This window comes from Corynebacterium sp. HMSC05H05, assembly GCF_001807265.1.
Classification (GTDB): Bacteria; Actinomycetota; Actinomycetes; order Mycobacteriales; family Mycobacteriaceae; genus Corynebacterium.
In genome coordinates this window covers 1-24,305 of record NZ_KV788420.1, presented here as the reverse complement: position 1 = coordinate 24,305, position 24,305 = coordinate 1, and the positions used below count along the sequence as shown (strand labels likewise).

Here is a 24,305-nt window from a genome sequence, read left to right as displayed (position 1 = left end):
CCGACCCAACAACTTCACACAAGCACCCGCCACAAGCACACGCTTGCGGCGGGGGCTTGCTATGCGCGGCCAGTGACCCACGAAACCACCTGGGGGGAAACGGCGCGCTCGTCAACGAACCCCTCGGCCACACACCGCATTGCGGACAACCACACCCGCACCCATCATTGGTGCACACCCATGAAAACCCCGGGGTGAAACCACCCGGCAGGGCGCAATCTGCCAGCTAGGGGCCACAGAGGTCGCGGGGCCAGCGCACACAGCCACGATGACGCCTACCGTGGGGCGAAAGTCGAGTACCGGACGTCGAGTACACCCGCGTACACCAATGGACTCGACCTCCACCACTCGACCAACAACACACCCACAACAACCCAGGGATGGTCCACAATCCGCATCGCGGACAACAAGAGCCAGCCCCATGATGGGTGCCCACCCACGAACTACCTGGCTGGCTCTCTCGTAGAAGTTGACAGTCATGTTTTCCCACCTGGGCAAACAGCGGCCGAAAATGGCTGGATCGTCAACGTTTACGAAAGCCGCCCCCGCGAACATCCGCATTGTGGACAACACCGGAACCACCAACGATGGGTGTACACCCACGAAACCGCGGTTTTGGGGCCAGACTCCGCATTGCGGACAATCACGGCGGCACCAACTATGGGTGTGCACCCACAATCGTAATACGGGTAGCGGTCTAGAGAAACGGCGGCTATAGGGTTGGCCAAGTCTCGCCCAGACGGAACTCGCGTTTGCTGCCGCTCAGTGGGTCGGTGAATTCCAGAGCTGTGCATCGCAGCAGCATCGGCACGGAAAAGTCCTCAGTGTCTGCCGGCAAGAGATTGGGGTAGATCCTGTCGCCGAGGATTGGTGCCGCTTCCGCCATCATTTGGACGCGGAGTTGGTGGGTGCGGCCGGTTTCGGGCTGCAAGACATAACGACCCAGCGCGCCTGCAACGCCATAGCGTCTCTGCAACGCCACCTCGAGAGCAGGCTCTAACCGCGAAACGTCCGACACCACGGTCGAGGCGTTCGGTTCGACGTCTGGTACCAACCGGGCGGCGGGCTCGCCGGATTGTTTGGTCAGGTGGTGGTGCCAGGGGGTGGCCGGAGGGACGTCGTGAAGCAAGGCGATTGCTTCGTATTCCTTGCGTACCTCGCGGCGCGCGAAAAGTTCCTGGTAGGCGCCGCGGATCTCGCGGTGTTTCGTCAGCAAGAGCAGCCCGGATGTCGCCCGGTCGAGGCGGTGTGCGGGGGTGAGCTCTTCGTTGCCGGTTGCGCGTCGCAGGCGCACCGTTGCGGTTTCGGTGATGTGGGAGGCGCGCGGCATGGTGGCCATGAACGGCGGTTTGTTCACGACGAGGAGGTCGTCGTCCTCGAAGACTGTGGTGATCTCGAAGGGGACTGGCCTTTCGGGCGCGGGCCGGCGGTAGAAGAAGACGTCGGTGCCGGGATCCAGCCAGGTCTCTGGGGACAGTGGGGAGCCATCGCGCTTCACGACGGCACCTTCGGTGAACCTCGCCAAGACAGCATCCACGTTGTCGTCGGGATGGCGGTGGCGCTGGGTGGACACGAGGTGCCAGATGAAGTCGGCGGCCTTAATGCCCTGGTCTTCTGGCACGCGGGCGCGGGTTGCGCCTAGGCCGTCGCGGGGCGGCAGCGGCCCCGTCTTGTGAGTCTTTTTCCGTGCCATGCTGTGTAGTAGATTAGCCGCCATGGATTTAGGAGCATTGGTCGAACCGCTGACGGCATTTTTCTCCCAGGGCATCGGCAAGGCCATCATGGACGTCTTGAGCGTGATCTACCAGGTGTTGTTCCCGGCAAACGCTCCGGCGGCGACGCCGCAGGAACTGCCCCGCTAACTTCTCTGACGGCACTAGACTGGGGGTATAACCAGCCGATCCGAGGAAAGGTTTGCACATGACCCAGGAAGATATCGTTGTTGTTGCCGTAGATGGCAGCCCTGCCTCCGACAATGCAGTTCGTTGGGCCGCGAACACGGCGATGAAGCGCAACATCCCGCTTCGCCTGGCCGCGGCGTACTCAATGCCCCAGTTCCTCTACGCGGAGGGCATGGTGCCGCCGCAGGAGGTCTTCGACGAGCTGCAGCGTGAGACCCTGCAGACCGTGGACCGCGCACGCGAGATCGCGCTCGAGGTTGCGCCGGACCTGCACATTGGCCACGCGGTGGCGGAGGGGTCCCCGATTGACATGCTGCTGGAGATGTCCAAGGAATCGACCATGGTGGTCATGGGCTCCCGTGGCTTGAGCGGTATCTCGGGCATGGTGCTCGGTTCCGTGTCCGGCGCCGTCGTCTCGCACGCGTCCTGCCCGGTGGTGGTTGTGCGCGAGGACAACGCCGTGACGGAGGCGAACAAGTATGGCCCTGTCGTGGTCGGCGTGGATGGGTCCGAGGTGTCACGCCGCGCCACCGAGGTGGCCTTCGAGGAGGCGGCTGCGCGCGGTGCGGAGCTGCATGCGGTCCACACCTGGGTGGACACCCAGATCCAGGGGCCGGGCGCGGGCTATGCGGTTTCCGAGGACCAGTGGAAGGCCGTGCAGGAAGAGAAGGACGAGCTGTTGGGCTCGTACCTGAACGAGCTGTCGGAGCAGTACCCGGACGTTGCGGTACAGAAAATCATCACGCGTGACCGCCCGGTGCGAGCGCTCGCCAGCGCCGCTGAAGGCGCTCAGCTGCTGGTCACCGGTTCCCACGGTCGCGGCGGCTTCAAGGGCATGCTGCTGGGGTCGACCTCGCGCGCGCTGCTGCAGGAGGCACCGTGCCCCATGATGGTCGTGCGTACACAAGATTCGTAAGCAGATTGTTACGCAATTGCATGCGATGTGTTGCTCGCCCGAACCATAAGGGGTGCATAATGGCTCCCGTACTGATGAAAAGCAATTAGAAGGGTTTGAAAGACTATGGCACCTGCAATGGGTCTTCTTGGTTGGATTATTATCGGCGGCCTTGCTGGCTGGATCGGTTCCAAGATTCAGAACCGTGACGCACAGATGGGCATCGGCCTGAACATCGTCGTCGGTATTATCGGTGGTCTGCTCGGTGGCTGGCTGCTGTCGGTGTTCGGTGTCGACGTCGCCGGCGGCGGGCTGTTCTTCAGCTTCCTCACCTGCTTGCTCGGCGCGGTGATTCTGCTGTGGATCATCAATCTGGTGACCAGCAAGCGTCGATAGGCGAAAGTGCGAAATCCCTCGGGTGGAACCCGAGGGATTTTTTCGCGCCCGGTGGACTATACGTACCGGTTTGTCTATATTGATATGCGACCGACGCACGAAGGAGTTTTCCTTGGCCACCACCAGCAAGAAGAAGCCAGCGCAGCGACGCCGGGACCGGCCGAGCCCGCGCCAGCGGCTGCTGGACGCTGCAACAAAACTGTTCACCGAAGAGGGCATCCGCGTCATCGGCATCGACCGGATCCTGCGCGAAGCGGACGTGGCCAAGGCCTCGCTGTACTCGCTGCTGGGCTCGAAGGACAACCTCGTCATCGCCTACCTGGAGCAGCTGGACGAGCAGTTCCGCGCCCGCTGGGGTGAGCGCGCCGCGAAGGCGCCGGACGCGGACGCGAAGATCCTCGCATTCTTCGACATGGCTATCGACGAAGAGCCGGACAAGGACTTCCGCGGCTCTCCTTTCCTCAACGCCGCGGGCGAATACCCGCGCCCCGAGGTGGAGTCGGAAGAGCGCATCATCGCGGCGTGCATGGCGCACCGCTCCTGGATGCACGAAACGATCACCGCGCTGCTGACGGAGAAGAACGGCTACGAGTCTTCCGCGCTGGCGGATGAGCTGCTGATCTTCCTCGATGGCGGGCTGTCCGGCGCGAGGATCCTGCACAGTGTCGAGCCGCTGCGCACTGCCCGCGCGTTGGCGGAAAACACGCTGGGCGCGCCGCCGCCGGATTACTCCATCTAGCGCACCGGCGCTACGCTGTGCCGCATGACCACGGCCTCTACGCACACGCCGCCACGCCGCATCACCGTTTCGCAGGTGATCGGCGAGCTGCTGCTCACGTTCGGCGTGTTGTTGCTGCTGTTCGCGTTCTACGAGTCCTTCTGGACCAATATCGCCTCGGGCAAGATGCAGGACGAGGTGCAGACCCGCTTGGAAGAGCAGTGGGTCAACCCCCGCCAGGCAAAGGCCACGGAGCTGGGCGACGCGTTCGCGCGCATGTACATCCCGGCGTTCGGGCAGGACTACCAGTTCGCCATCGTGGAGGGCGTGCAGGAACACCAGCTGCTCACCGGCCCGGGCCGGTACCCGGGCACCCAGATGCCGGGCGAGGACGGCAACTTCGCCGTCGCCGGGCACCGCGTGGGTAAGGGTGCCCCGTTCAACGACCTAGGCGCGCTGAAGGCTTGCGACGCCATCGTGGTGGAAACGCAGACCGAGTGGGTGACCTACCGGGTGATGCCGATGTCGCAGGACCCGGGGGAGCGCCGCAGGGAGGGCATCGACTGCCTGCCCGGCGAGCTCAACGAACGCATCGCGGCAGGCGACTATGCACAGGTCAAAGGCCGCGAGATCACGCTGCCGGGCAACATCGAGGTGGTCAACCCCATCCCGGGCAACCGTTCGACGAAGGTCGAGCCGGGCATGGAAGGGCTGATCACGCTGACCACGTGCCACCCGCAGTTCTCCAACGCGGAGCGCATGATCATCCACGCGGTGCGCACGGAGGTGCAGCCGAAGGACCCGTCGGGCGCGTTGCCGCCCGCCATGAAGGCACAGAAAGAGGTGCGATAGCGATGTATGCGGCCCTGTGGCGCAAGCTTCCCGGTCCTGCGCCGGTGAAGTGGCTGCTCACCCTGATCATTCTGGTGGGTGTGTTTTTCCTGCTCATGGAGGTTGTCTACCCGTGGGTGTCGTCGTTGATGCCGTACAACGACGTCGCGGTGTAGCAACCTAGAGCCAGCGCGGCACCGGTGGCGCCCAAGCACGTAGCTTGGCCAGCAGTTCCTGCGGGTCGTCGGCGACGACCATGTGGGCGCGGTCTGTGCGCCGCATGAAGCCTTGGTCCACCATGTGGTCGATCATCGCCACCAGGGGTGCCCAGAACTCGCTGCCGAGCAGCCCGATGGGCTTGTTGTGCAGACCGAGTTGCTGGCTGGTCCATTCCTCGAACAGCTCGTCCAGGGTGCCGGCGCCGCCGGGCAGGGCCACGATGGCGTCTGCAAGCTCACTCATGCGCGCCTTGCGCTCGGACATCGTGGCCACCACCTCGAGGCGCTCGAGGCCTTCGTACTGCAGCTCGTAGTTGACCAGGTGCTCGGTGAGGACGCCAATGCTTCTCGACGAACCTTCGGCCACCTCACCCATCAGCCCCAATTTGGACCCGCCGTAGACCAGGGTGATGTCGGCCTCCGCCAGAGCTTCGCCGAATGCCCTGGCCAGTGCGGCGTTGGCGGGGTTGGTGCCTTCGCGCGCCCCGGCGTAGACGGCGATCGCTTCGATATCGCGGGACTTCAGCGCCGGGAAAATTTCGCCGTGCAGCAGCGGCGCGAGCTCGGCATCGGAAGCGGCGGGGTCGATCCAGCGCGCCTCTGCGATCTCCGCGGCCGGCGCAGGGGCCAGGCCGGCGCCGGGGTGCAGAAACACCGTCGAGGTGACGGTGCAGCCGGGCTCGTTGGAGGCGGGCGCGCTGAACTGGCCCAGGTAGCTTAAGTCCTCTGGGTCGACATCCAGGCCGACCTCCTCCCGGGTTTCGCGCAGCGCGGTGTCCACCAGCGTCTCGCCGGGCTCCGGCTTGCCTCCCGGCAGCTGGAAGCGCGGGCTCGAGTGCTTGCGCACGCACAGCACTTTCCCGGTGTCGTCGGTGAACACGATGGCGGCTACGGAGATCATCACAGGGCCAGGTTAGCGATTACTTCCTTGGCCACCGTTTCGGCCTTGACGGACTCGTGCTGGTTGGTGAACACCGCCACCGCGGTGGGCCCTTTGGCCACGGCGTACGCTGCGCCGATGCGGCCGGGCACGTCCCCGCCGCCGTGGCGGCCGCCGTCCCACCCGCCGGGCAGCGTCGCCGGCTGGGTCAGGTCTACCGGGGCGACGAAGTCCACCACGGCGCGGGCGTCTTCCACAGAATCCGTGCGGCGCACCATCACGGTCAGCTGCGGCTCCTCGGGGTAGGACCAGAACTGGCAGGCCGGCGGATCGAAGCGGGTGTCTGTGCCCACGCCGGTGACGCGCTGGCCGTTGGTTTGCGCGACCCAATCGGTGTCCAGGTAGGGGCATTCGGTCCAGGAGTCGCGCGGGGTGTCGGGCAGGGCCTGCACGGGCAGGGCGGGTTCGGGTGCGGGGGCGGCCGAAGGGTCGTCGATAGGCGAAGGCTCCTGCGAGCACCCGGCGAGGGCGAGCACGAACAGGGCGGTGGGTACTCTCAGACGCATGAGCTCCAGATTAGTGCTGTTGGAGCAGCATCCCGGAAAGACCGCGGACTACCGGGCGCTCGACTCGGGCATCACGGTGCTGGCGGTGTGCCTAATGCTCGTTTCCTTCGGTGCGCTCGCGCGCATGCCGCTCAACGAGGCGCTGCTGCACATTGTGCTGACCGCCGCGTTCGCGTTTCTGCTGTTCTACGGCATGGTGGAGATGTACCGCTGGGGCGCGTGGGGGCGTGTGGCGTGGATGCTGGGGGCGACGGCGGTGTGGGTGGCGGACATGGCCGTCTCGCCAGTCGCCGTGTACTGGGTGTTCGTGCTGTTCTTCGTGGCGTTGCGCGCCTTTGACAACTGGATCGGCTACGCGTGGGTGGTGGCGTGCTTGGGCATCTCGATTGGCATGCAGGTCCCGGCCGGTCTCACCCTCGGCGGGATCATGGGCCCGGCGCTGTCCGCGGTGGTTGTGGTGGCGATCGCGTACGCCTTCGACACCATCACCCGCGTCAGCCGCGAGAGGCAGCAGCTTATCGACGAACTGCTGGCCACACGCGACCGCCTCGCCGACACCGAACGCGCCGCCGGCGTGGCCCAGGAGCGCGAACGCCTTGCGCACGAGCTGCACGACACGGTGGCGCAAAACCTCTCTTCGATCCAGATGCTGCTGCACTCGGCGGAGCAGGACGTGCGGGCAAGCGGGCTGCCGGAGGGTAAGGCGCAGGCGCCGCTGCGGAAGATGGAGACGGCGCGCCGGGCTGCTTCCAACAACCTGGCGGAGACCCGCGCGATGATCGCCGCGCTCGCCCCCGCGCCGCTGACAGAGTCCTCGCTGCGCGACGCGCTGGCAAGGGTGGCCGGGGACTTCGGCGAGGCCGGCGGCCTGGACATCGGGGTGGAAGTCGACGGCGAGGCCGTGCCGCTGCCCATGCGGGTGGAGGCCGGTTTGTTGCGCATCGCCCAGGGCGCGGTGTCCAACGTGGTCAACCACGCCGAGGCGAGTGCCGCCCGCATCACCCTGACCTACGCGCCGGAGGAAGTGCGCCTAGACGTGGTGGACAACGGCCGCGGCTTCGACGTTAACGCGCAAGATCTCAAACCCAGCGGGCTGGGCCACCTGGGGTTGGACGCGATGCGCTCGCGCGCCGCGGAGCTGGGCGGAAAGCTGGAGATTGAGTCCGCCCCCGGCGGGCCGACGGCGCTGACCGTGGCCGTGCCGGTTAGGATCAACCAAAAGACTGACCTTGACTCTAACGAGGAGACCGACGTTGATCCGGGTACTGCTGGCTGACGACCACGAGATTGTCCGCCTCGGCCTGCGCTCCGTTTTGGAAGCCGCCGAGGACATCAAAGTGGTGGCCGAGGTAGCCACCGCCGAAGGGGCGATTGCCACCGCGCAGGCCGGCGGCATCGACGTCATCCTCATGGACCTGCGCTTCGGCGCCGGCGCGGAAGGCCAGCGCGTGACCACCGGCGCCCAGGCCACCGCCGCGATTCGGGCCAACATGTCCAACCCGCCCAAGGTGCTGGTGGTGACCAACTACGACACCGACGCGGACATCCTCGGCGCCATCGAGGCCGGCGCCGTGGGCTACCTGCTCAAAGACGCCCCGCCGGAAGAACTCGTTGCGGCCGTGCGCTCCACCGCCCGCGGCGACGCAACCATGTCCCCCATGGTGCGCGACCGGCTCGAATCCCGGGAGCGCACCCCGCGCTCCTCACTGACCCCGCGCGAGCTGGAAGTGCTCCAGCTGGTCGCGGCTGGTTCCTCCAACCGCGAAATCGGCCGCCAGCTCATGCTCTCCGAGGCGACCGTGAAATCCCACCTCGTGCACATCTACGACAAGCTGGGTGTGCGCTCGCGCACCTCCGCCGTGGCGTCCGCGCGCGAGCAGGGCGTGCTGTAGCGGCCTACTTCGTCAGCTTGGCGTGCACCTCTGCCGCCAGCGTGTTCAGGTCCTCGTCGATGGAGTTGTGCGCCAGGCGGCGCTGCTCCGGGTTCGCGTGCTCGGCGTTGCGCACGGCCTGCTCCAGCTCGTCGAGACGCACGCGCGCGTCGCCCTTGAAGCCCTCGCCGAGGTTGTCGGTCTGCTCGATGTTCTGCCGGACGGCGTCGATACGCGCCTTGAGTTCGGCGCCGCGGCCGGAGTGGCGCGCGAGATCCTGCGACGTCAGACCGAGACTGGCGGCGCGGTTGTTCACCTGGCCCTGCTGGAACGAGGTCAGCGCCTTGTACGCCAACGGCAGCAGCACCGGCACCAGGATGCGCGCGGCGGAGACCCACTGCTTCGCCTTCTTCTGGGTCACGCCGGACTCCTGGATGCGCTTCAGGTGCGCCTTGGCCAGGTCCTTCTCGTGCTTCTGCTTGCGCTTCAGACCCTTCTTCTCTTCCTTGAGCAGGCGCTTCTCCGCCTTGTCCAGAAGCTTGGCCACGCGCTCGTCGGCCTTCGCCTCCTGCTTGGCCAGCTGGCGCGCATGCGTCTGCGCCGCCTTGACCTCGGCCTTCGTCTTCGCACGGGACTTGCGGATGGCCTCGAAAACACCCATGGTTTGCTCTCCTCTAATCGTTCGCTCTAACGCCCATACACTGTACCTTCCGGGGCGCTACCCCTGCCCAGGTATCGTTTGAGGCATTGTGAGTAACGAACCTGTGCGCGCCTCGGACCTCGTGGGCTGCCGCTTCCGCCAACGGCAGCGCCGCGCGCACCCGGACGTACCCGAATTGCCGGAGGCGCTGCTGCGCCAGCCGCAGATCGACGCCGCCCGCGCCGCCGTATTCGACCTGCTGCCCGTCAAGCGCGCTCTGGGCGACGGCGCCGGCAAGGCGTTTGTGCGGGTGGACATCGACCCCGGGACGGACCGCGTGGCAGCAACGCAGGATGCTTTTCGACGTCGCGCGCACCTGATCACCAACGCCACCCTGACAGGCGCGGTGGAGGGCGTGGACGCGGAAGCCGACGTGGACATCCTCGTGCGCACCGACGCCGGGTATTTGCCCGTGGTGATTTCCAACCACCGCGTCGCCCGCTCGCACCCGAGCGCCGAGCTGGAGATGATCCCCACCGGCCGGCTCGGCTTGGGCAAGCCACTTGTGGTGGGAGCGAAGGCACGCCACCACACCGTTGACGGCTACCGCGTCACCCTGGCGCACCTGCTGCTCGGCGAACGCGCGGACGGCCGCGGCGCTGTCATCGGGCAAGACCGCACGCGCGCGTACCTGTGCGACCCGTCGCGCTACATCGAGCCGCTCGTGCGCGCACTGCTGGCGCCGCTGCCGACCGAGCCGAAACGCTTGAAACAGTGCGCTACCTGCCGTTTCTGGACGCTATGCGAGCCGCGCTTGGTCGAGCTCGACGACATCTCGCTGCTGCTCCCGGGCGGCCGCGGCGACGTGTGGCGCGAGCGCGGCATCGACACGGTGCAGCAGCTTATCGACGAAGCTCCGCCCGAACCCGCCGCCCTCGCCCGCGCCTGGCGCGCAGGCATTCCTGTGCTGCGGCGCCCCGGATTCGCGCCCGCACCCCGCGCCGACGTGGAGGTGGACGTGGACATGGAGGCCTATCTGGACCAGGGGGCCTACCTGTGGGGCACGTTCGACGGCGCCGACTACCGCGCCTTTGCCACCTGGGACGAGGTCGGCGGCGACGCCGAAGAGGAGAACTTCGCCGCGTTCTGGTCCTGGCTCATGGCGCGCCGGGCGGCCGCTCACGCCGAGGGCAAGAGCTTCCGCGCCTACTGCTACGCCGCGGGCGGGGAAAACCACTGGCTGCGCTCGTCCGCGAAGCGGTTCGGCTCTGTGGACGAGGCCGAGGTGGCCGCGTTCATCGCCTCCGACGAGTGGGTGGACGTGTTCGCGCACGTGCGCCGCTCGCTCGTGGGCACTGACGGGCTGGGCCTGAAGGTGCTGGGCCCGGTCGTGGGCTTTGCATGGGAGGACGACGACATCGACGGCGAACGCTCCGTCGCGCTGCGCCGCGCCGCCCGCTTCGGCGACCAAGCCGCCCGCGACATGCTGCTGCGCTACAACGAGGACGACTGCCGCGCAACTCGCGCCGTGCGCGACTTCCTGGATGCCGGCGCGCCGGGCGTGCCGGAGTTCGGGGCGGTGTAGCGGCCCTACCGCTCCGCCTTCCACAGCGCCGCGGACACCAGTGCCAGCGCGGCGAGCAGCGCCGCCAGCACCGCGACGAACCCGGCCCACGGCAGTCCCTCGTAGGCCCAGCCGGTAGCCGCACCCAGGATCGACGAGCCCATGTAGTAGCAGAACACGTACATGCTGGACGCTTCCGCGCGGTCGCGCTCGGCGATGAGGCCGACCCAGCCGGAGGCCGTCGAGTGGAGCGCGAAGAAGCTCGCCGTGAACACCAGCAGGCCAGCGAGCGCGATCCACAGACTGGGCGCGGCCACGGCGAGCGCGCCCGCCAGCATCAGCAGCGCTGACGCCAGCACCACCACGCCACGCCCGTAACGTCGTGAAAGTGCCCCGGCCCGTGCGCTCGACCAGGTGCCCGACAGGTACACCACGTACACCAGGCCGGATAGCGCCGCGGGCAGCCCGTAGTCCAGCACTGCGCGGAACCCGAAGAAGTTGTACATGGACACGAACACGCCCATGGCGATGAACGCGGTGGCATACAGCCCAACCAGCCGGGGATTCTTCAGGTGGCCCAGCATCGCGCGCACCTCCACGCTGGGGCGTATCGACGCCTTTGGCACGAAGTTGCGCTGCTCCGGCAACGCCCACGTCGCCAGCGCCGCCAAAATGAAAGCGACCATGGCGCTGCCGAACATCGCCCAACGCCAAGAGGTGACCTCCAACAGCCCGGCGGGGATGAGGCGCCCGCTTAAACCGCCGATGGAGTTTCCGGCGATGTACAGGCCCATCGCGCCGGGCAGGTCGCGCGGGTCCAGTTCCTCGGACAGCCAGGTCATGGCGACTGCGGGCGTGCCCGCGATGAGCGCTCCTTGCGCCGCGCGCAGGGCGATGAGCTGCCCGGCGGTCTGCGCCAGGGGGAGTGCGAGGCCGAGTGCGGTCGCACCAAGCGCCGAGACCACCAGCACGCGACCGCGCCCGTACTTCTCCGACAGGATCGAGGCGGGCACCACGCACAGCGCCAGGGCACCGGTGGCGGCGGAGACGGTCAGCGCGGCGGTAGACGGGCTGACTGCCAGCTCGGCTGTGAGGGTGGGCAGCAGCGCTTGCGTGGCGTACAAGGCGTTGAAGATGGCCAGCCCGAACGCGAGCATGGCCCACGTTGCGCGTCTGTACTCCAGGCTGCCTTTCTGCATGCCCACCATGCTAGGAAATTCGCAGCAGGAATTTCGCAAAACCTCTTGCGGGATAAGGTAAGCCTAACCTAGGATCAGTTCTGAGTTCGCAGGGACTCGACGTATCACAGGGAAAGCCAACGCCCGCCGCCTCCAACAAGGAGGTGGCGGGCGCTGGTGTTAGGGGAGGCGGAGCTCGTCGTTAAGCAGATGCCTTAGCGTAACGCTCGTTGACGTCGTCCCAGTTGACAACGTTCCACCACGCCTCGACGTAGTCAGCCTTGACGTTCTTGTACTGCAGGTAGAACGCGTGCTCCCACATATCCAGCATGAGCACCGGGGTGAAGTCCACGGAGATGTTGCCCTGCTGGTCGGTCAGCTGCTGGATGATCAGGCGGCCAGCGATGTGGTCGTAGCCCAGCACTGCCCAGCCGGAGCCCTGCAAGCCGGTGGCGACGCCAGCGAACTGCTTCTTGAAGGCCTCGAAGGAACCGAAGTCGCGGTCGATGGCCTCAGCGATCTCGCCGGTCGGGTTGCCGCCAGCGTTCGGTGCCATGTTCTTCCAGAAGATGGAGTGGTTGGTGTGGCCGCCCAGGTTGAACGCCAGGTTCTTGGACAGGGCGCGCAGGCGGTCCGGGTTCGCTTCACCGTTGCGCTCAGCCTCGAGAGCCTCGAGCGCGGCGTTCGCGCCAGCGACATAGGTCGCGTGGTGCTTGTCGTGGTGCAGCGTCATAATCTCTTCGGAGATGTGCGGCTCCAGAGCGTCGTATGCGTAGGGGAGATCGGGAAGCTCGTAAACAGCCATGATTGATTCCTTTCGTCTGCGAATCAGTTGCGGGACCCATGGTAGAGAAAATTTGGGAACAGTGTTGTGGCCAAAGTCGTTGTAGGGGGCATGGGATTTCTTTTCGCACCATCGCCAAAGCTTGTCGACGCCAACTCCGCCCTCCCCGGCCGCCCCGAGCCCGTCCTGGCCAACCCGCGCGAGCACGCGGTGCTGGGCACGCCCACCACAGGGCCGTGGCGCCAGGGGCAGAAACGCGTGCTGGTGGGCATCGGCTGCTTCTGGGGCGTGGAGAAGATGTACTGGCAGATGGACGGCGTGAACTCCACGTCGGTGGGCTACGCCGGCGGCATCACCCCGAACCCGACCTACCGCGAGGTGTGCTCCGGGCAGACCAACCACGTCGAGGCGGTGGAAGTGGTCTACGACCCTGAGGTGGTCACACTGAAAGACATTGTGAAGGCTGCGCTGGAGGCACACGACCCGACGCAGGGCTACCGCCAGGGCAACGACGTGGGCACGCAGTACCGCTCCGCCTTCTACACCGACACTGAAGAAGAGGCGGAGCAGATCCGCGGGTGGATCCGCCAGTACGAGCAGGACCTGCAAAGCGCCGGCTACGGCGACATCACCACCGAAGTGAAGTCGGTGGAGAAAGACGGAGTGAAGTATTACCTGGCGGAGGAGGAGCACCAGCAGTACCTGCACAAGGTGCCGAACGGCTACTGCCCGCACCACTCCACCGGCGTGGCCTGCGGGATTTAGCTAGTAGCCGTGCTTTGAGGGGAACCCGTCTTTGGGCATGCGGGTTTTCGTGGCGTCGTTGTGGATCCAGCGCGCTACCCGCACCAGCTCGGGGCGGGAAAGCGCTGCGTCATCGGCGTCGTCGCCCGCGCCGTGGATCACGGCGTTCCAATAGGCGACCGTCTCGTCGTGGTAGTTGTGCCCGTGGGGTGACGGGTAGTCCTTTGACGGCAGCTGGTCAATGCCCACCTGCCAGAACGTCACCAGCGGCATCCAGCGCATCGTGTCCAGCGCGTCCAAGTGCTGGGCGGCCGGGGCGGGCTCGCCGCGCGAGCCGGGTTCGCGCAGCCAATCCGGGGCCTTCCACGCCAGGGACGGCTCCCACCACACCACCGGGTCGGAGGCGTGCTGGGCGAAGACGAACCGGGGTTCTGCCCAGGTGTTGGCGTAGGCGTTGCCGCGGAAGTCGTGGCGCAGGTGTGCGGGATGGGCGGTGAAGCGGACGTGGCGGCCGCCGTCGATAAGCGGGAGGCGTTGCGGGGAGCCCTTCTCGCGGTGCCTGGTGAGGTAGCTGTGGTTGCTGGCGAATCCGGGCGTGCCGGTGAACACGCCGCCTGAGGTGTGCTCGAGGAACTCCTCGACGGTCTCGAACGCGTCCGAGACGCCGTACGCGCCCAGCGATTCGCCGCCGACGTAAAGCTTCGGGCGCGTGGCAGGGTCGAGTGTTTCCAGCTCGCTGCGAATCGCCTCGATGAGCACGCGCGAGGAGCGCACCGGGTTCTTGCGGTCCGCCAAATAGGAATATGCCGAGGGCAGGTAGGAGTACTGCATGGCCACCACGGCCGAGTCGCCGCGGGTGACAAACTCGAAGCCCGAGGTGTGGAAGTCGTTGATCCAGCCGGTGCCTGCCGCCGACATCACCGCGATGTGGCTGCGCTCGAACGCGCCGGTGCGGTGCATCTCTTCGATGGCTACGGCGGCCATTTCCTGGAAGTCCGGGTCCTGGTCGCGTTCTGTGTCCAGGCCGACGAAGATGCGGATCGGTTCCATCGCCTCGCCGTCAACGAGGCGCTCGATGTCCTCCTTGCGGGGGCCGCCGGCCACCACCGCGCGGCCCTGGCGGCCCATCGTGTTCCAATCCACCGCGGAATCCGGCGAACCGGAACGCTCAGGCCGCTTCGGCTGGTCGGCGCCCCGCATGAACTCGCGGTCCAGCTCCTGCGCCTGGCGGCTCACGCGCTCCGCGAAGCGGCGCACCACCATCTGGTCGCCCACCAGAATGAGCAGCGCGCCGCCACCTGCGATCGCCAGCGGCCACGACGCCACCGGCGGCAGCTTCTTGCCCAACAGCTCGTTGATCGCGTCGATGAACGTCTGGATCGCATCGCCGACAAGCAGCACCACGCCGTAGCCCAGCGTACCCAGCGTGATGCCCAGGATCTGGGGGCTGACCTTGAACTTCTCGTCGCTTTCCACCAACTGTTCCTGGTGGGCGCGACGGCGCAGCGACGTGACAAACACACCGGCTGTCACACCCGTCATGGCCAAACGCACCGGGACTGGCAGTGGGCCCTTGGTGGAGTCCGGCGCTGCTGGGCGGAGGGCTTGCGAAGCTGCCGTCGCAAAGCCATGGCCAATGCCCTGCAACACACCGACGTTCGCGGCCGTCGCCCACCAGCTGTGCGGCAGCAGCGACGGCGACACCGCACCCCACGTCGCCACCTCAGCCCCCGCAAGCCCCGCGCGGAAACTCGGAGGCAAACGGCGCAGACCACCCATGCGCACGCCCGGAGAAATATCGGCCAACACCTCCAGCACACCCATCGGCAGCGCCAGCACACCGTCGCGCTTGACGGAATAGCGGGAACGGGCGCGCTGAAGCGCATCTGGCAGCTGATCTACAGCGGTGCGGGCTTTGGCGAGGAAGTTGGAAGGCACGGAAGCAATTGTTCCAAAAATGTTCCGGTCGCGGGGCCAGCTGCGCGCAGGTAGCCTCGCAGCCGTGAACGAGAAGATGCCCAAAATCGTTGCGCACCGCGGATTCTCCGGACACCACCCCGAGCTGACGCGCCGGGCGTTCGAAGAAGCGCTGAAGCTGCCCATCCACGGCATCGAATGCGACGTGCGCCTCAGCCGCGACGGGCGGGTGGTGGTCTTCCACGACGCGTCGGTCAACCGCACCACCGACGGCCGCGGACGCGTTGACTGCATGGATTTCGCTGATTTGCTCCAGCTCAACTGTGGCACCGAGGACGAGCCGCAGCAGATCATGTGCCTGGAAGAACTGCTCGAACTCATGCAGGACTACCCCGACAAGCACCTCTACATCGAGACCAAGCACCCCACCATCTACGGGCCCGAGGTGGACGAGCAAACCCTGCGAACGTTGCGTTACGCCGGGCTGCACGAATCCGAGAACGTGCACGTGATCTCCTTTTCCCACCGCGCCGTGCGCTACTTCACCCACATGGCACCCGAGCTGGAGACCTTCTACCTGTTCCGCCTGAAAGAGATGCGGTGGAACCGCAAGGGTCGCATGCTCTCCCGTCCTTATGGCGTCGGGCCTGCACTGCAACACCTGCAGCTGCGCCAAGAGCTGCTGGGCTACCGGGGGTTGCGCACCTACACCTGGACCGTGAACACCCCGCGCCAGATGCGCTGGTGCGCCGACAACGGCGTCGACGTCATCGCCACCGACCTGCCGGACGTCGCTTTGGCCGCGTTCGAGCAGGTGCCGGCCGCGGCGGTGGCGGGATAGCGCTCGGGGCTTTTCGCCTGCCGGTACGATTGCGCGCATGGTGCAACGCAAGCCGAAAAAGAAGAAGAACCGCGAGGACCTGCCCGAGGGCATGACTCGCCGCGAGGTCAAGCTGGCCGCCCGCGCAGCCGAGCGCGAGAAGCTGCAGAAGGACCCCCGCCCGTTCGGCGGCCTGGCCGCAGAGGCCGACCTGGTCGCGCTGCAGGAGTTCGTCCCGTCCGCCGTGACCACCTTCGACGTCAAGGGCACCTCGGTGAACATCGCCACCGTGCTGCCGGGCGCTGGCGCCGCGCTGGTGCGCGAGGAGTCCCAGGGCGGCGAGCGCTTCGTTGCCCTGCAGGTCACCTCCCACTCCCAGAACCCGGGCCGCGACCTTGCGTACGCCCTGAACTGGGTCGTCGATGCCGCGCCGGGCGAGACGCTGCAGTCCACCGTCGCCGACGGTTCGCAGCCGGAGCTTTCTTCGCTTATTGACGGCTCCGCTACCCCCGACATCACCACCTACCAGGACTTCTCCTGGTGGTTCCCCGACGGCGCTTCGGTGCCGCCGCAGATCCAGCAGGCGCTGCAGCAGGCCAACGACGCCGTTCTGCCCTCCGAGAAGGTCGGCGCGGACTTGCCGGGCGCGATCTGGTGGGTCAACCCCGGCGGCGGCAAGGCGCACATCCGCTGGGTGCGCACCGAGGACAACGAGGCGCAGATGCTCTCCGCGCTGGCCCGCATCGCCGCGCGCGGCGAGCTGAACCTGGGCGAGGGCACCAAGTTTGCCGGCGCGTTCCGCACCCACGGTCTGGTCGTGCCGGTGTTCGACCTTGACCCGTCCGTGGAGGCAGGCTCCTACGACGAAGCACTGGCCGCGCTGAATAAGCAGATCGAGGCGGAGTACGCCAACGACGCTGCGCTGACCGCCGACGAGCGCAAGCAGCTGGACAACATTAAGTCCCGCCAGGTGACCATCTAGCGCCGCACCCGCTGCGCGCCGAAGGCGCAACATTCCGCAAAACCGGCTACCTACATCCGGCTACCCGCTGAAAAATCGCGTGGGAGCCGGTTCTAGGTAGCCGGTTTTCTTACATTGACGGCAAGGACGACCACGGGACCGCTACGTCGTCACTGCGCGCCAAACCCGCACCGGGCGCCGGGGTGCCTATCCGTAGACCTTTTGGCCAGCGACCCAGGTCTGCCAGGTGATCGGCATGCCCGGGCGGTACGCCAGGTTGATGGCGTTCTCGGCGTCGAGGATGTGCAGGTCAGCGGCGGCGCCCGGCACCAGGGTGCCCTTCGCCGGGCGGCCTTGGGGGTCCTTGCCGTCGCCGACGTTGTGTCGCCGTAGGGCCTTGGCGCCGCCGGTGGTGGCGGCCTCGATGGCCTCGTCGAGGGTGAGGTGCTGCTGCAGCACCGCGGTGGTGACGCAGAAGTTCATCGAGGACGTAAACGAGGTGCCCGGGTTCAGGTTGGAGGCGATGGCGACGGTGGCGCCGGCGTCGATGAGCTTGCGGCCTGGGGCGAGATCCTCGCGGGTGGACAGGTCGCAGGCGGGCAGCAGGGTGGCGACCGTGTCGGAGCCGGCGAGCAGCTTGATGTCCTCGTCGGACAGGTAGTTCACGTGGTCGACGCTGGCCGCGCCCATCTCCACGGCGAGCTTCACGCCCGGGCCTTCGCCGAGCTGGTTACCGTGCACGCGAACGCCCAGGCCAGCCGCCTTGCCGGCCTCGAGCACTCGGCGGGACTGCTCCTCGTTGAACGCGCCGCGCTCGCAGAACACGTCGATCCACTGCACGTGGTCCTTCACCGCGTCGAGCATCGGGCCGACGACCTCGTCGAGGTACTCGTCGGCGTCCGCCCCCGGCGGCACGAGGTGGGCGCCGAGGAAGGTGACCTCGTCGACGTGGCGGGCGGCCACGCGCGCGGCCTCCGCCTCGGATTCGACGTTCAGGCCGTAGCCGGTCTTGGTCTCAAACGTGGTGGACCCGCCCGCATGACCAGCTGCGACGCGCTCCGCTACCAGCTTGTCCAGGCGATCCTCGCCGGCGGAGCGGGTAGCCTCCATGGTCACGGCGATGCCGCCGGCGGCGTAGGATTCGCCCGCCATGCGCGCTTCGAATTCCTCGGCGCGGTTGCCGTCGAAGACCATGTGCGAGTGGGAGTCCACCCAGCCGGGGAGCACGGCTCGCTTCTCGACGTCTACAGTTTCCGCCGCCTTCGCCGCCTCATCCGGCGCCTCGTTGGCGGGGCCGACCCAGGTGACCACGCCGTCGTCGATAAGCATTGCGGCGTCTTTGATGGTGCCGAGCTCGGAGACGGTGCGCAGCTCGGAAATACCGGTGATGAAGGTGCTCATGAGTGCCTTTCTTCGGGGGTTTTGCAGGGCCCAGGGTAGTGAAAAGCGCTGACGCGCCCGCGAGGGGAAACGTCAGCGCTTGGGGTGTGGATTAGTCGCGCGCCTTGAACTCCATCGGGATGCGCACGCCGCGCTCCTTAGCCACCTCGTCGGCGCGGGTGTAGCCGGCGTCGACGTGGCGGATAACGCCCATGCCCGGGTCGTTGGTGAGCACGGCCTTGAGCTTCGCCTCGGCGAGCTCGGTGCCGTCAGCCACCGTGACCTGGCCGGTGTGGATGGAGCGGCCCATGCCCACGCCGCCGCCGTGGTGGATGGACACCCAGGTCGCGCCGCCGGAAACGGCGGTCATGGCGTTGAGCAGCGGCCAGTCCGCGACAGCGTCGGTGCCGTCGAGCATGGACTCGGTCTCGCGGTACGGCGACGCCACGGAACCAGAGTCCAGGTGGTCGCGGCCGATGACGATCGGGGCCTTGACCTTGCCCTCCTTGACCAGGTTGTTGAAGATCACGCCGGCCTTGGCGCGCTCGCCGTAGCCCAGCCAGCAAATACGCGCCGGCAGGCCCTCGAACTCGACGTACTCCTCAGCGGCGTCCAGCCAGCGGTGCAGGTGCTCGTTGTCCGGGAAGGCCTCCTTGATGGCCTGGTCGGTGACCTTGATGTCCTCCGGGTCGCCGGACAGTGCAACCCAGCGGAACGGGCCGAGACCCTCGCAGAACAGCGGGCGGATGTAGGCCGGGACGAAGCCCGGGAACTCGAAGGCGCGGGTGTAGCCGGCCTTGCGGGCCTCGTCGCGGATGGAGTTGCCGTAGTCGAACACCTCGGCACCCTCGTCCTGGAACTCCACCATCGCCTGGACCTGCGCGGCCATCGCCTCGCGGGCCTTCTTGGTGAAGGTGGTCGGGTCCGCGTCGGCCTCGTTGTGCCAGCTCTCGAACGGGATCTCGGTGGGCAGGTAGGACAGCGGGTCGTGCGCGGACGTCTGGTCGGTCACGATGTCCACGGTGAACTCGCCTTCGCGGTGACGGCGCAGCATTTCCGGGAACACCTCTGCGGCGTTGCCCACCAGGCCCACGGACAGGGCACGCTTCTCGTTCTTCGCGTCGGTGACCAGCTTGATTGCTTCCTCGAGGTCGGTGGTGACCTCGTCGAGGTAGCGCTTGCCCTGGCGACGCTTCAGGCGGCCCTCGTCAACGTCCACGATCAGGCAGGCGCCGCCGTTGAGGGTGACGGACAGCGGCTGTGCGCCGCCCATGCCGCCGCAACCGCCGGTCAGGGTGAGGGTGCCGGCCAGGGTGCCGTTGAAACGCTTCTTCGCCACAGCCGCGAAGGTCTCGTAGGTGCCCTGCAGGATGCCCTGGGTGGCGATGTAGATCCAGGAACCGGCCGTCATCTGGCCGTACATCATCAGGCCCTCGTCCTCGAGTTTGCGGAAATGCTCCCAGTCAGCCCAGTCGCCCACCAGGTTGGAGTTGGCGATGAGCACGCGCGGCGCCCACTCGTTGGTCTTCCACACACCGACCGGCTTACCGGACTGGACCAGCAGGGTCTCGTCGGACTCGAGGTCCTTCAGCGTATCGACGATCGCGTCGAACGCTTCCCAGCTACGAGCAGCGCGGCCGGTGCCGCCGTAGACGACCAGGTCGTCCGGGCGCTCCGCAACCTCTGGGTCGAGGTTGTTCTGCAGCATGCGCAGCGGCGCCTCGGTCTGCCACGACTTCGCCGAGATCTCAGTGCCGCGCGGGGAGCGGACCTCGCGTGCGCCTTCGGACCAGTTCTTCGCCATGGGAATTCCTTTCTGTTGTTGCCCAATCGAGGTATCGGATAGACAGTAACGCCCGTCACATGGTCGGGGTGGGGTGGTTCGGGGTGATTTGTCTCGGATATGAGACTTTTGTGTGGCGCGGGTGCTATTTGCACGCAAACCCCGAGCAAGGGGACCAGAGGATGCCCTGTTTTGGGGCAAACTCTGGATCCCTTGCTCGGGGTATGTGGCGGGGGGTGGGGTGGCGCTAGAAGATCAGGTACGCGATCGGCACCGTCAGGATGATGGACAGCACCACGCGCTGGAACCAGATGATCACCATGTGGCTGATCTTCAGCGGGATGTCCGTGGCCAGCACGGCAGGGATCATCGAGGAGAAGAAGAACACCTGGCTGATGGAGACCACGCCGACGGTAAACCGCAGCACGTCGGACTCGTTGCCCGCCACCAGCGTCGCCGGCAGGAACAGCTCGGACAGGCCGATGGCGAACGCCTCAGAGGCCAGCCACGGGTCCGGCAGCTGGAATAGCAGCGCGAGCGGGTAGAACACCGCGCCGAGGATCTTGAAGGCCGGAGTGTAGAACGCCATCGCGAGGCCGATGATGCCCACGGCCATGATGCCGGGGATGACCTGGATGGTCATGATCACGCCGTCTTTGAAGTTGCGCCACAGCGTCTTCGGCAGCGAGTCAGCCTGGGCCAGAAACGTCATCGCTTCCTTCCACGCGGCGGCGAACACGTTGCCCTCCACGCGCTCCTCGGGCTGCGGGGTCGCACCCGGGTAGTACTCGTCCGGGATGGTGGACAGCGGTGGGATGCGCACCACGACGATGGTGACCAGGAAGCAGACGATCAAGGTCACTGCGAAGTACACGCCCCAGATGTGCATCAGGTCCAGGGTGCGGGCCACGACCACCATGAACGTCGCCGAGGCGGTGGAGAACCCGGCGGCGATGATAGACGCCTCGCGGGCAGTGTAGCCGCCGGTGCGGTACACGCGGTTGGTGATCAGAAGGCCGAGCGAGTACGAGCCCAAAAACGACGCCACCGCGTCCACCGCGGACTTGCCCGGCGTGTGGTAGACGGGCCGCATGAAGCGCTGCACCATCACGCCGATGAACTCCATGAGGCCGAAGCCGACTAGCAGGCCGAGGAAGATCGCGCCCACCGGGATGAGCAGGCCGACGGGAATGACCAGCTTGTTCAGGATGAAGGGGCCGAGGCGTTCGTCGAAAAGAAATTCCGGCCCGAACCCGAACACCAGCATCGCGCACAGCACCACGGCTAGCGCGGAGAGGAACGCAAACACCGCGCGCGCCCGGTCTTCGCGCCACTTGCCGGTGGCGAACTGGTAGACGGCGCCGGCGGTGATCATCACCAGCGTGATGTACGGCAGCGCCGCGCTGAGCCCTTCTTGCAGCCAGCCGACGATGTGGTCCAGCAGAATCGTGTTCTTTTCGCCCACCGTGAAGGGGACGAAGAACGCGAACGAGCCGATGGCGCTGTAGACGAAGAAACGCCACTTCTGCTTCGGGTCGGGGCTATCAACTTCATGCGGTTCTGGCATTGAGGGCACAGGGGCGATGCCCTCGCCTTTGATCCAACGGGTGCTTCCGCCGCGGCGGCGGGAGTTGAGGGTGTCCTCCATAGTGCTGCTCCTTTGCGGAACTTAGCGCGGGTCTTCGCTCAGCCAAGACTCGATGCGGTCGTTGTGTTGCCCCAGCTCCGGTGCCGGTTTTGGAGCTTCCATGCCGGCCAGTTTGAGCGGGGAGGCGAGGGTGCGGAACCCATCCGTTTCTTCAGCAATCACGCCGCGCTCTTCGGCGAACGGGCTGCGCAGCGCCTCGTCCAAGTCGTAGACGCGGGCGGTGGGCACGCCGTGCTCTTCAAACAGCGCGATCGTCTCGGCCCGGGTTTTCGTGCTCAAGGCCTCCTCGACCAGCTCGCGCAGCGCGACGCGGTTCTCGGAGCGGGCCACCGGCTCGGCGAAGCGTTGGTCGGTGGCCATCTCCGGGATGCCCAGCGCGTTGGCCAGGCGCTCGAACAGCCGGTTCGTGGTGATTGCGATGACCACGTCGCCGTCCTTGGTCGCATACGTGGAAAACGGCGCTGACAGGCCGTGATCGTTGCCGATGCGGGTGGGCGGGGTGTCGTCGTAAAGCGCGCGCATGCCCACGGACTCCATGACGGAGATGAGCGAGTCGTACATGGCAAGGTCCAAATGCTGGCCCTTGCCGGTGGATTCGCGCTGGTAGAGCGCGGAGACGGTGCCGATCGCGGCGTACAGGCCCGGGATGAGGTCGCCGAGCGAGATGCCCACGCGCGTCGGCTTGGAGTTCTGCCAGCCGGTGATGGACATCAGGCCGCTCATCGCCTGCGCGACCAGGTCGTACGCGGGCTCCTTGGCCAAAGATCCTGTCTGGCCGAAGCCGGAAATGCTCGTGACGACGAGCCGAGGGTTGACCTCCAACAGCTCCTCCGGGCCCAAACCGAGCTTCTCCAACACGCCCGGGCGGAAGTTCTCCACCACAACGTCGGCGCGGCGCACCAGGTCGCGCAGGACCTCCTTGTCGTCGTCGTTTTTGAAATCCAGCGTGATGCCCATCTTCGAGCGGTTGAACAGGCGGTAGTAGGCGGACGTGCCGTCTACGAACGGGCCGAACTGGCGCGAATCATCGCCCCAGGGCGACTCCACCTTGATCACCTCGGCGCCCAGATCCGCCAGGATCATGGAGCAGAACGGGCCTGCAAGCACGCGGGAAAGGTCCAGGACGCGGATGCCGGAAAGTGGTGCATTCATGGTGTTTCCTCCTGCGTGTTTTAGACGAACGCCGACTCGCCTGTGATGGAACGGCCGACGATGAGCTGGTTGATGTCGTACGTGCCCTCGTAGGAGTAGATCGCCTCCGCGTCGTTGAAGATCTTCGCCATGCGGTAATCCGAAATCAGGCCGTTGCCGCCCAGGATCTCGCGGCCGAGCGCCACCGTCTCACGCATGAGTTTCGAGGTGAACGCCTTGGCCAGCGCGGACTGCTCGTTGTTGGCGGAGCCGCGGTCCTCCATGCGCGCCAGCTGCGCCATCATTGACTCGGAGGCGACCAGGTTGCCCTGCATCGTGGCCAGCTTGTTCTGGTTGAGCTGGAACGAGGAGATCTTCTTGCCAAACTGGATGCGCTCGTCCGCGTAGCCGAGCGCCACATCGAGGGCGCCCATTTGCGTGCCGACGGCCTGCCAGCCGACCGTGGAACGCGCACTCTTGAACACCTTGTTGATGTCCTTGAACGAGTTCGCACCCTCGAGCTTGTCGCTGTCCGGGACGAAGACGTTGTCGAGCGTGATGTCGGCGTTTTGCACCGCGCGGATGGCGATGCGGTTCTCCATCAGCGTGGCGGTGTAGCCCTCCGCTGTGGTGTCCACGATAAAGCCCTTGACCTGCTCGTCCTCCGGGTCGCGGGCATAGACGGCGACGTAATCGGAGAAGGTGGCGTTGCCGATCCAGCGCTTCGCGCCGTTGAGGATCCAGCCGCCGTCGACCTTGGTGGCGGTGGTGCGCATGCCCTGGGCGACGTCGGAACCGGCCTCCGGCTCGGTGATCGCCAGCACGCCGGTCTTGCGCACCGCGTACAGGTCCGGCAGCCAGCGCTCCTTCTGCTCATCGGAGCCGAGCAGCTCGATGCTCCCGGTGAACAGGCCGTCCTGGCCGGAGAAGAACGTGCCCACTGAGCCGTCCGCGCGGTGAATCTCCGCCGCAACCAGGCCGGCCAGCAGGCGGGAGCGGCCCTGGCCGCGCACGAGGCTGATGATGTTCAGCTCGCCTATCGACGGCAACAGCTCGTGCGGGAACTCCGAGCGGTTCCAGTAGTCCACGGCGATGGGCAGCACCTTCTCGGTCGCCCAGTCGCGGACGTTGTGGAGGATCTCTTTTTCCTCCGCGGGCAGCTCGGACTCGAAGTCGTAGAAATCCCCGTTTGGGTATCGTCCAGCCATGATGAGACTCCAATCACAATCGGCGCAAAAGTATGGTGTGCGCGACAGTGTATGGAGGATTTTGCAGGTCACATCTGGGTTCCCGGGCGGGTTGTCTTGTATTCGAGACTGCGGGGCGGGGTTCCTGACAGATCACGGCGGCCGTTTGCGGCGACCTGGGGCGATCGGGGCCGCCTGACAGATTCCGCCGCGAAGTGTCGGCGCTGTGGCGATTTGTTCACCCGACAAGGCGGCCCGGGCTGTGCGGACTTCCTGTGAACCACCGGTTGTC

At 66.4% G+C, this 24,305-nt stretch carries 24 protein-coding genes; 12 read left to right on the top strand and 12 right to left on the bottom strand.

Annotated elements, in window-relative coordinates; all coding sequences use genetic code 11:
- Positions 1-712 precede the first annotated feature (712 nt).
- A complete protein-coding gene (locus tag HMPREF3151_RS10890; RefSeq protein WP_246815268.1) occupies positions 713-1,693 on the bottom strand; it encodes a pseudouridine synthase in 981 nt (326 codons plus the stop codon).
- A 22-nt stretch (positions 1,694-1,715) separates the two neighbouring features.
- On the opposite strand from HMPREF3151_RS10890, the gene HMPREF3151_RS12060 reads away from it, so the two are divergent.
- From HMPREF3151_RS12060 to HMPREF3151_RS12055, 6 genes are all read left to right on the top strand, one after another.
- Positions 1,716-1,862: a hypothetical protein gene (locus tag HMPREF3151_RS12060; RefSeq protein ID WP_168160631.1), complete on the top strand. Its 147-nt coding sequence runs from the start codon at positions 1,716-1,718 to the stop codon at positions 1,860-1,862.
- Between the two features lie 58 nt (positions 1,863-1,920).
- Positions 1,921-2,817, top strand: a complete 897-nt coding sequence (locus HMPREF3151_RS10885) for a universal stress protein (RefSeq protein WP_070475892.1) — start codon at positions 1,921-1,923, stop codon at positions 2,815-2,817.
- A gap of 105 nt (positions 2,818-2,922) precedes the next feature.
- Positions 2,923-3,192, top strand: coding sequence for a GlsB/YeaQ/YmgE family stress response membrane protein (locus HMPREF3151_RS10880; RefSeq protein WP_070475889.1), 270 nt, complete (start codon positions 2,923-2,925; stop codon positions 3,190-3,192).
- Positions 3,193-3,304: 112 nt separating this feature from the next.
- Entirely contained in the window at positions 3,305-3,931 is a 627-nt protein-coding gene (locus HMPREF3151_RS10875; protein ID WP_070475886.1) for a TetR/AcrR family transcriptional regulator, read from the top strand.
- Positions 3,932-3,955: 24 nt separating this feature from the next.
- Positions 3,956-4,762 (top strand): class E sortase, encoded by an 807-nt coding sequence (locus tag HMPREF3151_RS10870; RefSeq protein ID WP_070475883.1) that lies wholly within the window; start codon positions 3,956-3,958, stop codon positions 4,760-4,762.
- A 2-nt stretch (positions 4,763-4,764) separates the two neighbouring features.
- Positions 4,765-4,917 carry a hypothetical protein gene (locus HMPREF3151_RS12055; protein WP_168160630.1) on the top strand — a complete coding sequence of 51 codons (153 nt, stop codon included), beginning with the start codon at positions 4,765-4,767 and terminating at the stop codon, positions 4,915-4,917.
- A gap of 4 nt (positions 4,918-4,921) precedes the next feature.
- On the opposite strand, the gene HMPREF3151_RS11685 is transcribed toward HMPREF3151_RS12055, so the two are convergent.
- The gene (locus HMPREF3151_RS11685) at positions 4,922-5,860 is read right to left on the bottom strand and encodes a TIGR00730 family Rossman fold protein (RefSeq protein WP_083290325.1); all 939 of its coding nucleotides are present in this window, start codon (positions 5,858-5,860) and stop codon (positions 4,922-4,924) included.
- Entirely contained in the window at positions 5,860-6,405 is a 546-nt protein-coding gene (locus tag HMPREF3151_RS10860; protein ID WP_070475880.1) for a DUF2020 domain-containing protein, read from the bottom strand. The genes HMPREF3151_RS11685 and HMPREF3151_RS10860 overlap by 1 nt, the downstream gene beginning before the upstream one ends.
- Between HMPREF3151_RS10860 and HMPREF3151_RS10855 the strand changes: the two genes are divergently transcribed.
- Positions 6,404-7,681 carry a sensor histidine kinase gene (locus HMPREF3151_RS10855; RefSeq protein ID WP_070475877.1) on the top strand — a complete coding sequence of 426 codons (1,278 nt, stop codon included), beginning with the start codon at positions 6,404-6,406 and terminating at the stop codon, positions 7,679-7,681. The two genes, HMPREF3151_RS10860 and HMPREF3151_RS10855, sit on opposite strands and share 2 nt — an antisense overlap.
- Positions 7,659-8,297 (top strand): LuxR C-terminal-related transcriptional regulator, encoded by a 639-nt coding sequence (locus HMPREF3151_RS10850; RefSeq protein WP_070475874.1) that lies wholly within the window; start codon positions 7,659-7,661, stop codon positions 8,295-8,297. The genes HMPREF3151_RS10855 and HMPREF3151_RS10850 overlap by 23 nt, the downstream gene beginning before the upstream one ends.
- 4 nt (positions 8,298-8,301) lie before the next feature.
- Here HMPREF3151_RS10850 and HMPREF3151_RS10845 read toward each other — a convergent pair whose 3' ends face one another.
- Positions 8,302-8,937 carry a DUF6474 family protein gene (locus tag HMPREF3151_RS10845; RefSeq protein WP_070475872.1) on the bottom strand — a complete coding sequence of 212 codons (636 nt, stop codon included), beginning with the start codon at positions 8,935-8,937 and terminating at the stop codon, positions 8,302-8,304.
- A gap of 88 nt (positions 8,938-9,025) precedes the next feature.
- Between HMPREF3151_RS10845 and HMPREF3151_RS10840 the strand changes: the two genes are divergently transcribed.
- Positions 9,026-10,501 (top strand): TM0106 family RecB-like putative nuclease, encoded by a 1,476-nt coding sequence (locus tag HMPREF3151_RS10840; RefSeq protein WP_070475869.1) that lies wholly within the window; start codon positions 9,026-9,028, stop codon positions 10,499-10,501.
- Positions 10,502-10,506: 5 nt separating this feature from the next.
- On the opposite strand, the gene HMPREF3151_RS10835 is transcribed toward HMPREF3151_RS10840, so the two are convergent.
- Positions 10,507-11,679, bottom strand: coding sequence for an MFS transporter (locus tag HMPREF3151_RS10835; RefSeq protein WP_246815267.1), 1,173 nt, complete (start codon positions 11,677-11,679; stop codon positions 10,507-10,509).
- 181 nt (positions 11,680-11,860) lie between these two features.
- On the bottom strand, positions 11,861-12,463 hold the full coding sequence (locus HMPREF3151_RS10830; protein ID WP_070475864.1) for a superoxide dismutase: 603 nt from the start codon (positions 12,461-12,463) through the stop codon (positions 11,861-11,863).
- 90 nt (positions 12,464-12,553) lie between these two features.
- Here HMPREF3151_RS10830 and msrA point away from each other — a divergent pair, with 90 nt between their 5' ends.
- Entirely contained in the window at positions 12,554-13,207 is a 654-nt protein-coding gene (msrA, locus tag HMPREF3151_RS10825; protein WP_070475861.1) for a peptide-methionine (S)-S-oxide reductase MsrA, read from the top strand.
- Here the strand turns inward: msrA and HMPREF3151_RS10820 are convergent, their stop codons facing one another.
- Positions 13,208-15,124 (bottom strand): alpha/beta-hydrolase family protein, encoded by a 1,917-nt coding sequence (locus HMPREF3151_RS10820; RefSeq protein ID WP_246815266.1) that lies wholly within the window; start codon positions 15,122-15,124, stop codon positions 13,208-13,210.
- Between the two features lie 64 nt (positions 15,125-15,188).
- On the opposite strand from HMPREF3151_RS10820, the gene HMPREF3151_RS10815 reads away from it, so the two are divergent.
- A complete protein-coding gene (locus HMPREF3151_RS10815; RefSeq protein ID WP_371335886.1) occupies positions 15,189-15,944 on the top strand; it encodes a glycerophosphodiester phosphodiesterase in 756 nt (251 codons plus the stop codon).
- A gap of 37 nt (positions 15,945-15,981) precedes the next feature.
- On the top strand, positions 15,982-16,905 hold the full coding sequence (locus HMPREF3151_RS10810) for a DUF5926 family protein (protein WP_070475858.1): 924 nt from the start codon (positions 15,982-15,984) through the stop codon (positions 16,903-16,905).
- A 186-nt stretch (positions 16,906-17,091) separates the two neighbouring features.
- On the opposite strand, the gene hutI is transcribed toward HMPREF3151_RS10810, so the two are convergent.
- From hutI to HMPREF3151_RS10785, 5 genes are all read right to left on the bottom strand, one after another.
- Complete coding sequence (gene hutI, locus HMPREF3151_RS10805; protein WP_070475855.1) at positions 17,092-18,285, bottom strand: imidazolonepropionase; 1,194 nt, start codon at positions 18,283-18,285, stop codon at positions 17,092-17,094.
- A 91-nt stretch (positions 18,286-18,376) separates the two neighbouring features.
- A complete protein-coding gene (gene hutU / locus HMPREF3151_RS10800; RefSeq protein ID WP_083290322.1) occupies positions 18,377-20,068 on the bottom strand; it encodes a urocanate hydratase in 1,692 nt (563 codons plus the stop codon).
- Positions 20,069-20,294: 226 nt separating this feature from the next.
- On the bottom strand, positions 20,295-21,695 hold the full coding sequence (locus tag HMPREF3151_RS10795; protein ID WP_246815265.1) for a YjiH family protein: 1,401 nt from the start codon (positions 21,693-21,695) through the stop codon (positions 20,295-20,297).
- 21 nt (positions 21,696-21,716) lie between these two features.
- Positions 21,717-22,847 (bottom strand): CaiB/BaiF CoA transferase family protein, encoded by a 1,131-nt coding sequence (locus HMPREF3151_RS10790; protein ID WP_070475853.1) that lies wholly within the window; start codon positions 22,845-22,847, stop codon positions 21,717-21,719.
- 20 nt (positions 22,848-22,867) lie between these two features.
- Positions 22,868-24,034 carry an acyl-CoA dehydrogenase family protein gene (locus tag HMPREF3151_RS10785; protein WP_070475850.1) on the bottom strand — a complete coding sequence of 389 codons (1,167 nt, stop codon included), beginning with the start codon at positions 24,032-24,034 and terminating at the stop codon, positions 22,868-22,870.
- Positions 24,035-24,305: the final 271 nt, after the last annotated feature.

Bases quoted from the DNA above. Each gene is read 5' to 3' on its own strand.
- HMPREF3151_RS10890 (WP_246815268.1), bottom strand. From the start codon at position 1,693: ATGGCACGGAAAAAGACTCACAAGACGGGGCCGCTGCCGCCCCGCGAC.
- HMPREF3151_RS12060 (WP_168160631.1), top strand. From the start codon at position 1,716: ATGGATTTAGGAGCATTGGTCGAACCGCTGACGGCATTTTTCTCCCAG.
- HMPREF3151_RS10885 (WP_070475892.1), top strand. From the start codon at position 1,921: ATGACCCAGGAAGATATCGTTGTTGTTGCCGTAGATGGCAGCCCTGCC.
- HMPREF3151_RS10880 (WP_070475889.1), top strand. From the start codon at position 2,923: ATGGCACCTGCAATGGGTCTTCTTGGTTGGATTATTATCGGCGGCCTT.
- HMPREF3151_RS10870 (WP_070475883.1), top strand. From the start codon at position 3,956: ATGACCACGGCCTCTACGCACACGCCGCCACGCCGCATCACCGTTTCG.
- HMPREF3151_RS12055 (WP_168160630.1), top strand. From the start codon at position 4,765: ATGTATGCGGCCCTGTGGCGCAAGCTTCCCGGTCCTGCGCCGGTGAAG.
- HMPREF3151_RS11685 (WP_083290325.1), bottom strand. From the start codon at position 5,860: ATGATCTCCGTAGCCGCCATCGTGTTCACCGACGACACCGGGAAAGTG.
- HMPREF3151_RS10855 (WP_070475877.1), top strand. From the start codon at position 6,404: ATGAGCTCCAGATTAGTGCTGTTGGAGCAGCATCCCGGAAAGACCGCG.
- HMPREF3151_RS10860 (WP_070475880.1), bottom strand. From the start codon at position 6,405: ATGCGTCTGAGAGTACCCACCGCCCTGTTCGTGCTCGCCCTCGCCGGG.
- HMPREF3151_RS10845 (WP_070475872.1), bottom strand. From the start codon at position 8,937: ATGGGTGTTTTCGAGGCCATCCGCAAGTCCCGTGCGAAGACGAAGGCC.
- HMPREF3151_RS10835 (WP_246815267.1), bottom strand. From the start codon at position 11,679: ATGCAGAAAGGCAGCCTGGAGTACAGACGCGCAACGTGGGCCATGCTC.
- HMPREF3151_RS10830 (WP_070475864.1), bottom strand. From the start codon at position 12,463: ATGGCTGTTTACGAGCTTCCCGATCTCCCCTACGCATACGACGCTCTG.
- msrA (WP_070475861.1), top strand. From the start codon at position 12,554: ATGGGATTTCTTTTCGCACCATCGCCAAAGCTTGTCGACGCCAACTCC.
- HMPREF3151_RS10810 (WP_070475858.1), top strand. From the start codon at position 15,982: ATGGTGCAACGCAAGCCGAAAAAGAAGAAGAACCGCGAGGACCTGCCC.
- hutI (WP_070475855.1), bottom strand. From the start codon at position 18,285: ATGAGCACCTTCATCACCGGTATTTCCGAGCTGCGCACCGTCTCCGAG.
- hutU (WP_083290322.1), bottom strand. From the start codon at position 20,068: ATGGCGAAGAACTGGTCCGAAGGCGCACGCGAGGTCCGCTCCCCGCGC.
- HMPREF3151_RS10795 (WP_246815265.1), bottom strand. From the start codon at position 21,695: ATGGAGGACACCCTCAACTCCCGCCGCCGCGGCGGAAGCACCCGTTGG.
- HMPREF3151_RS10790 (WP_070475853.1), bottom strand. From the start codon at position 22,847: ATGAATGCACCACTTTCCGGCATCCGCGTCCTGGACCTTTCCCGCGTG.
- HMPREF3151_RS10785 (WP_070475850.1), bottom strand. From the start codon at position 24,034: ATGGCTGGACGATACCCAAACGGGGATTTCTACGACTTCGAGTCCGAG.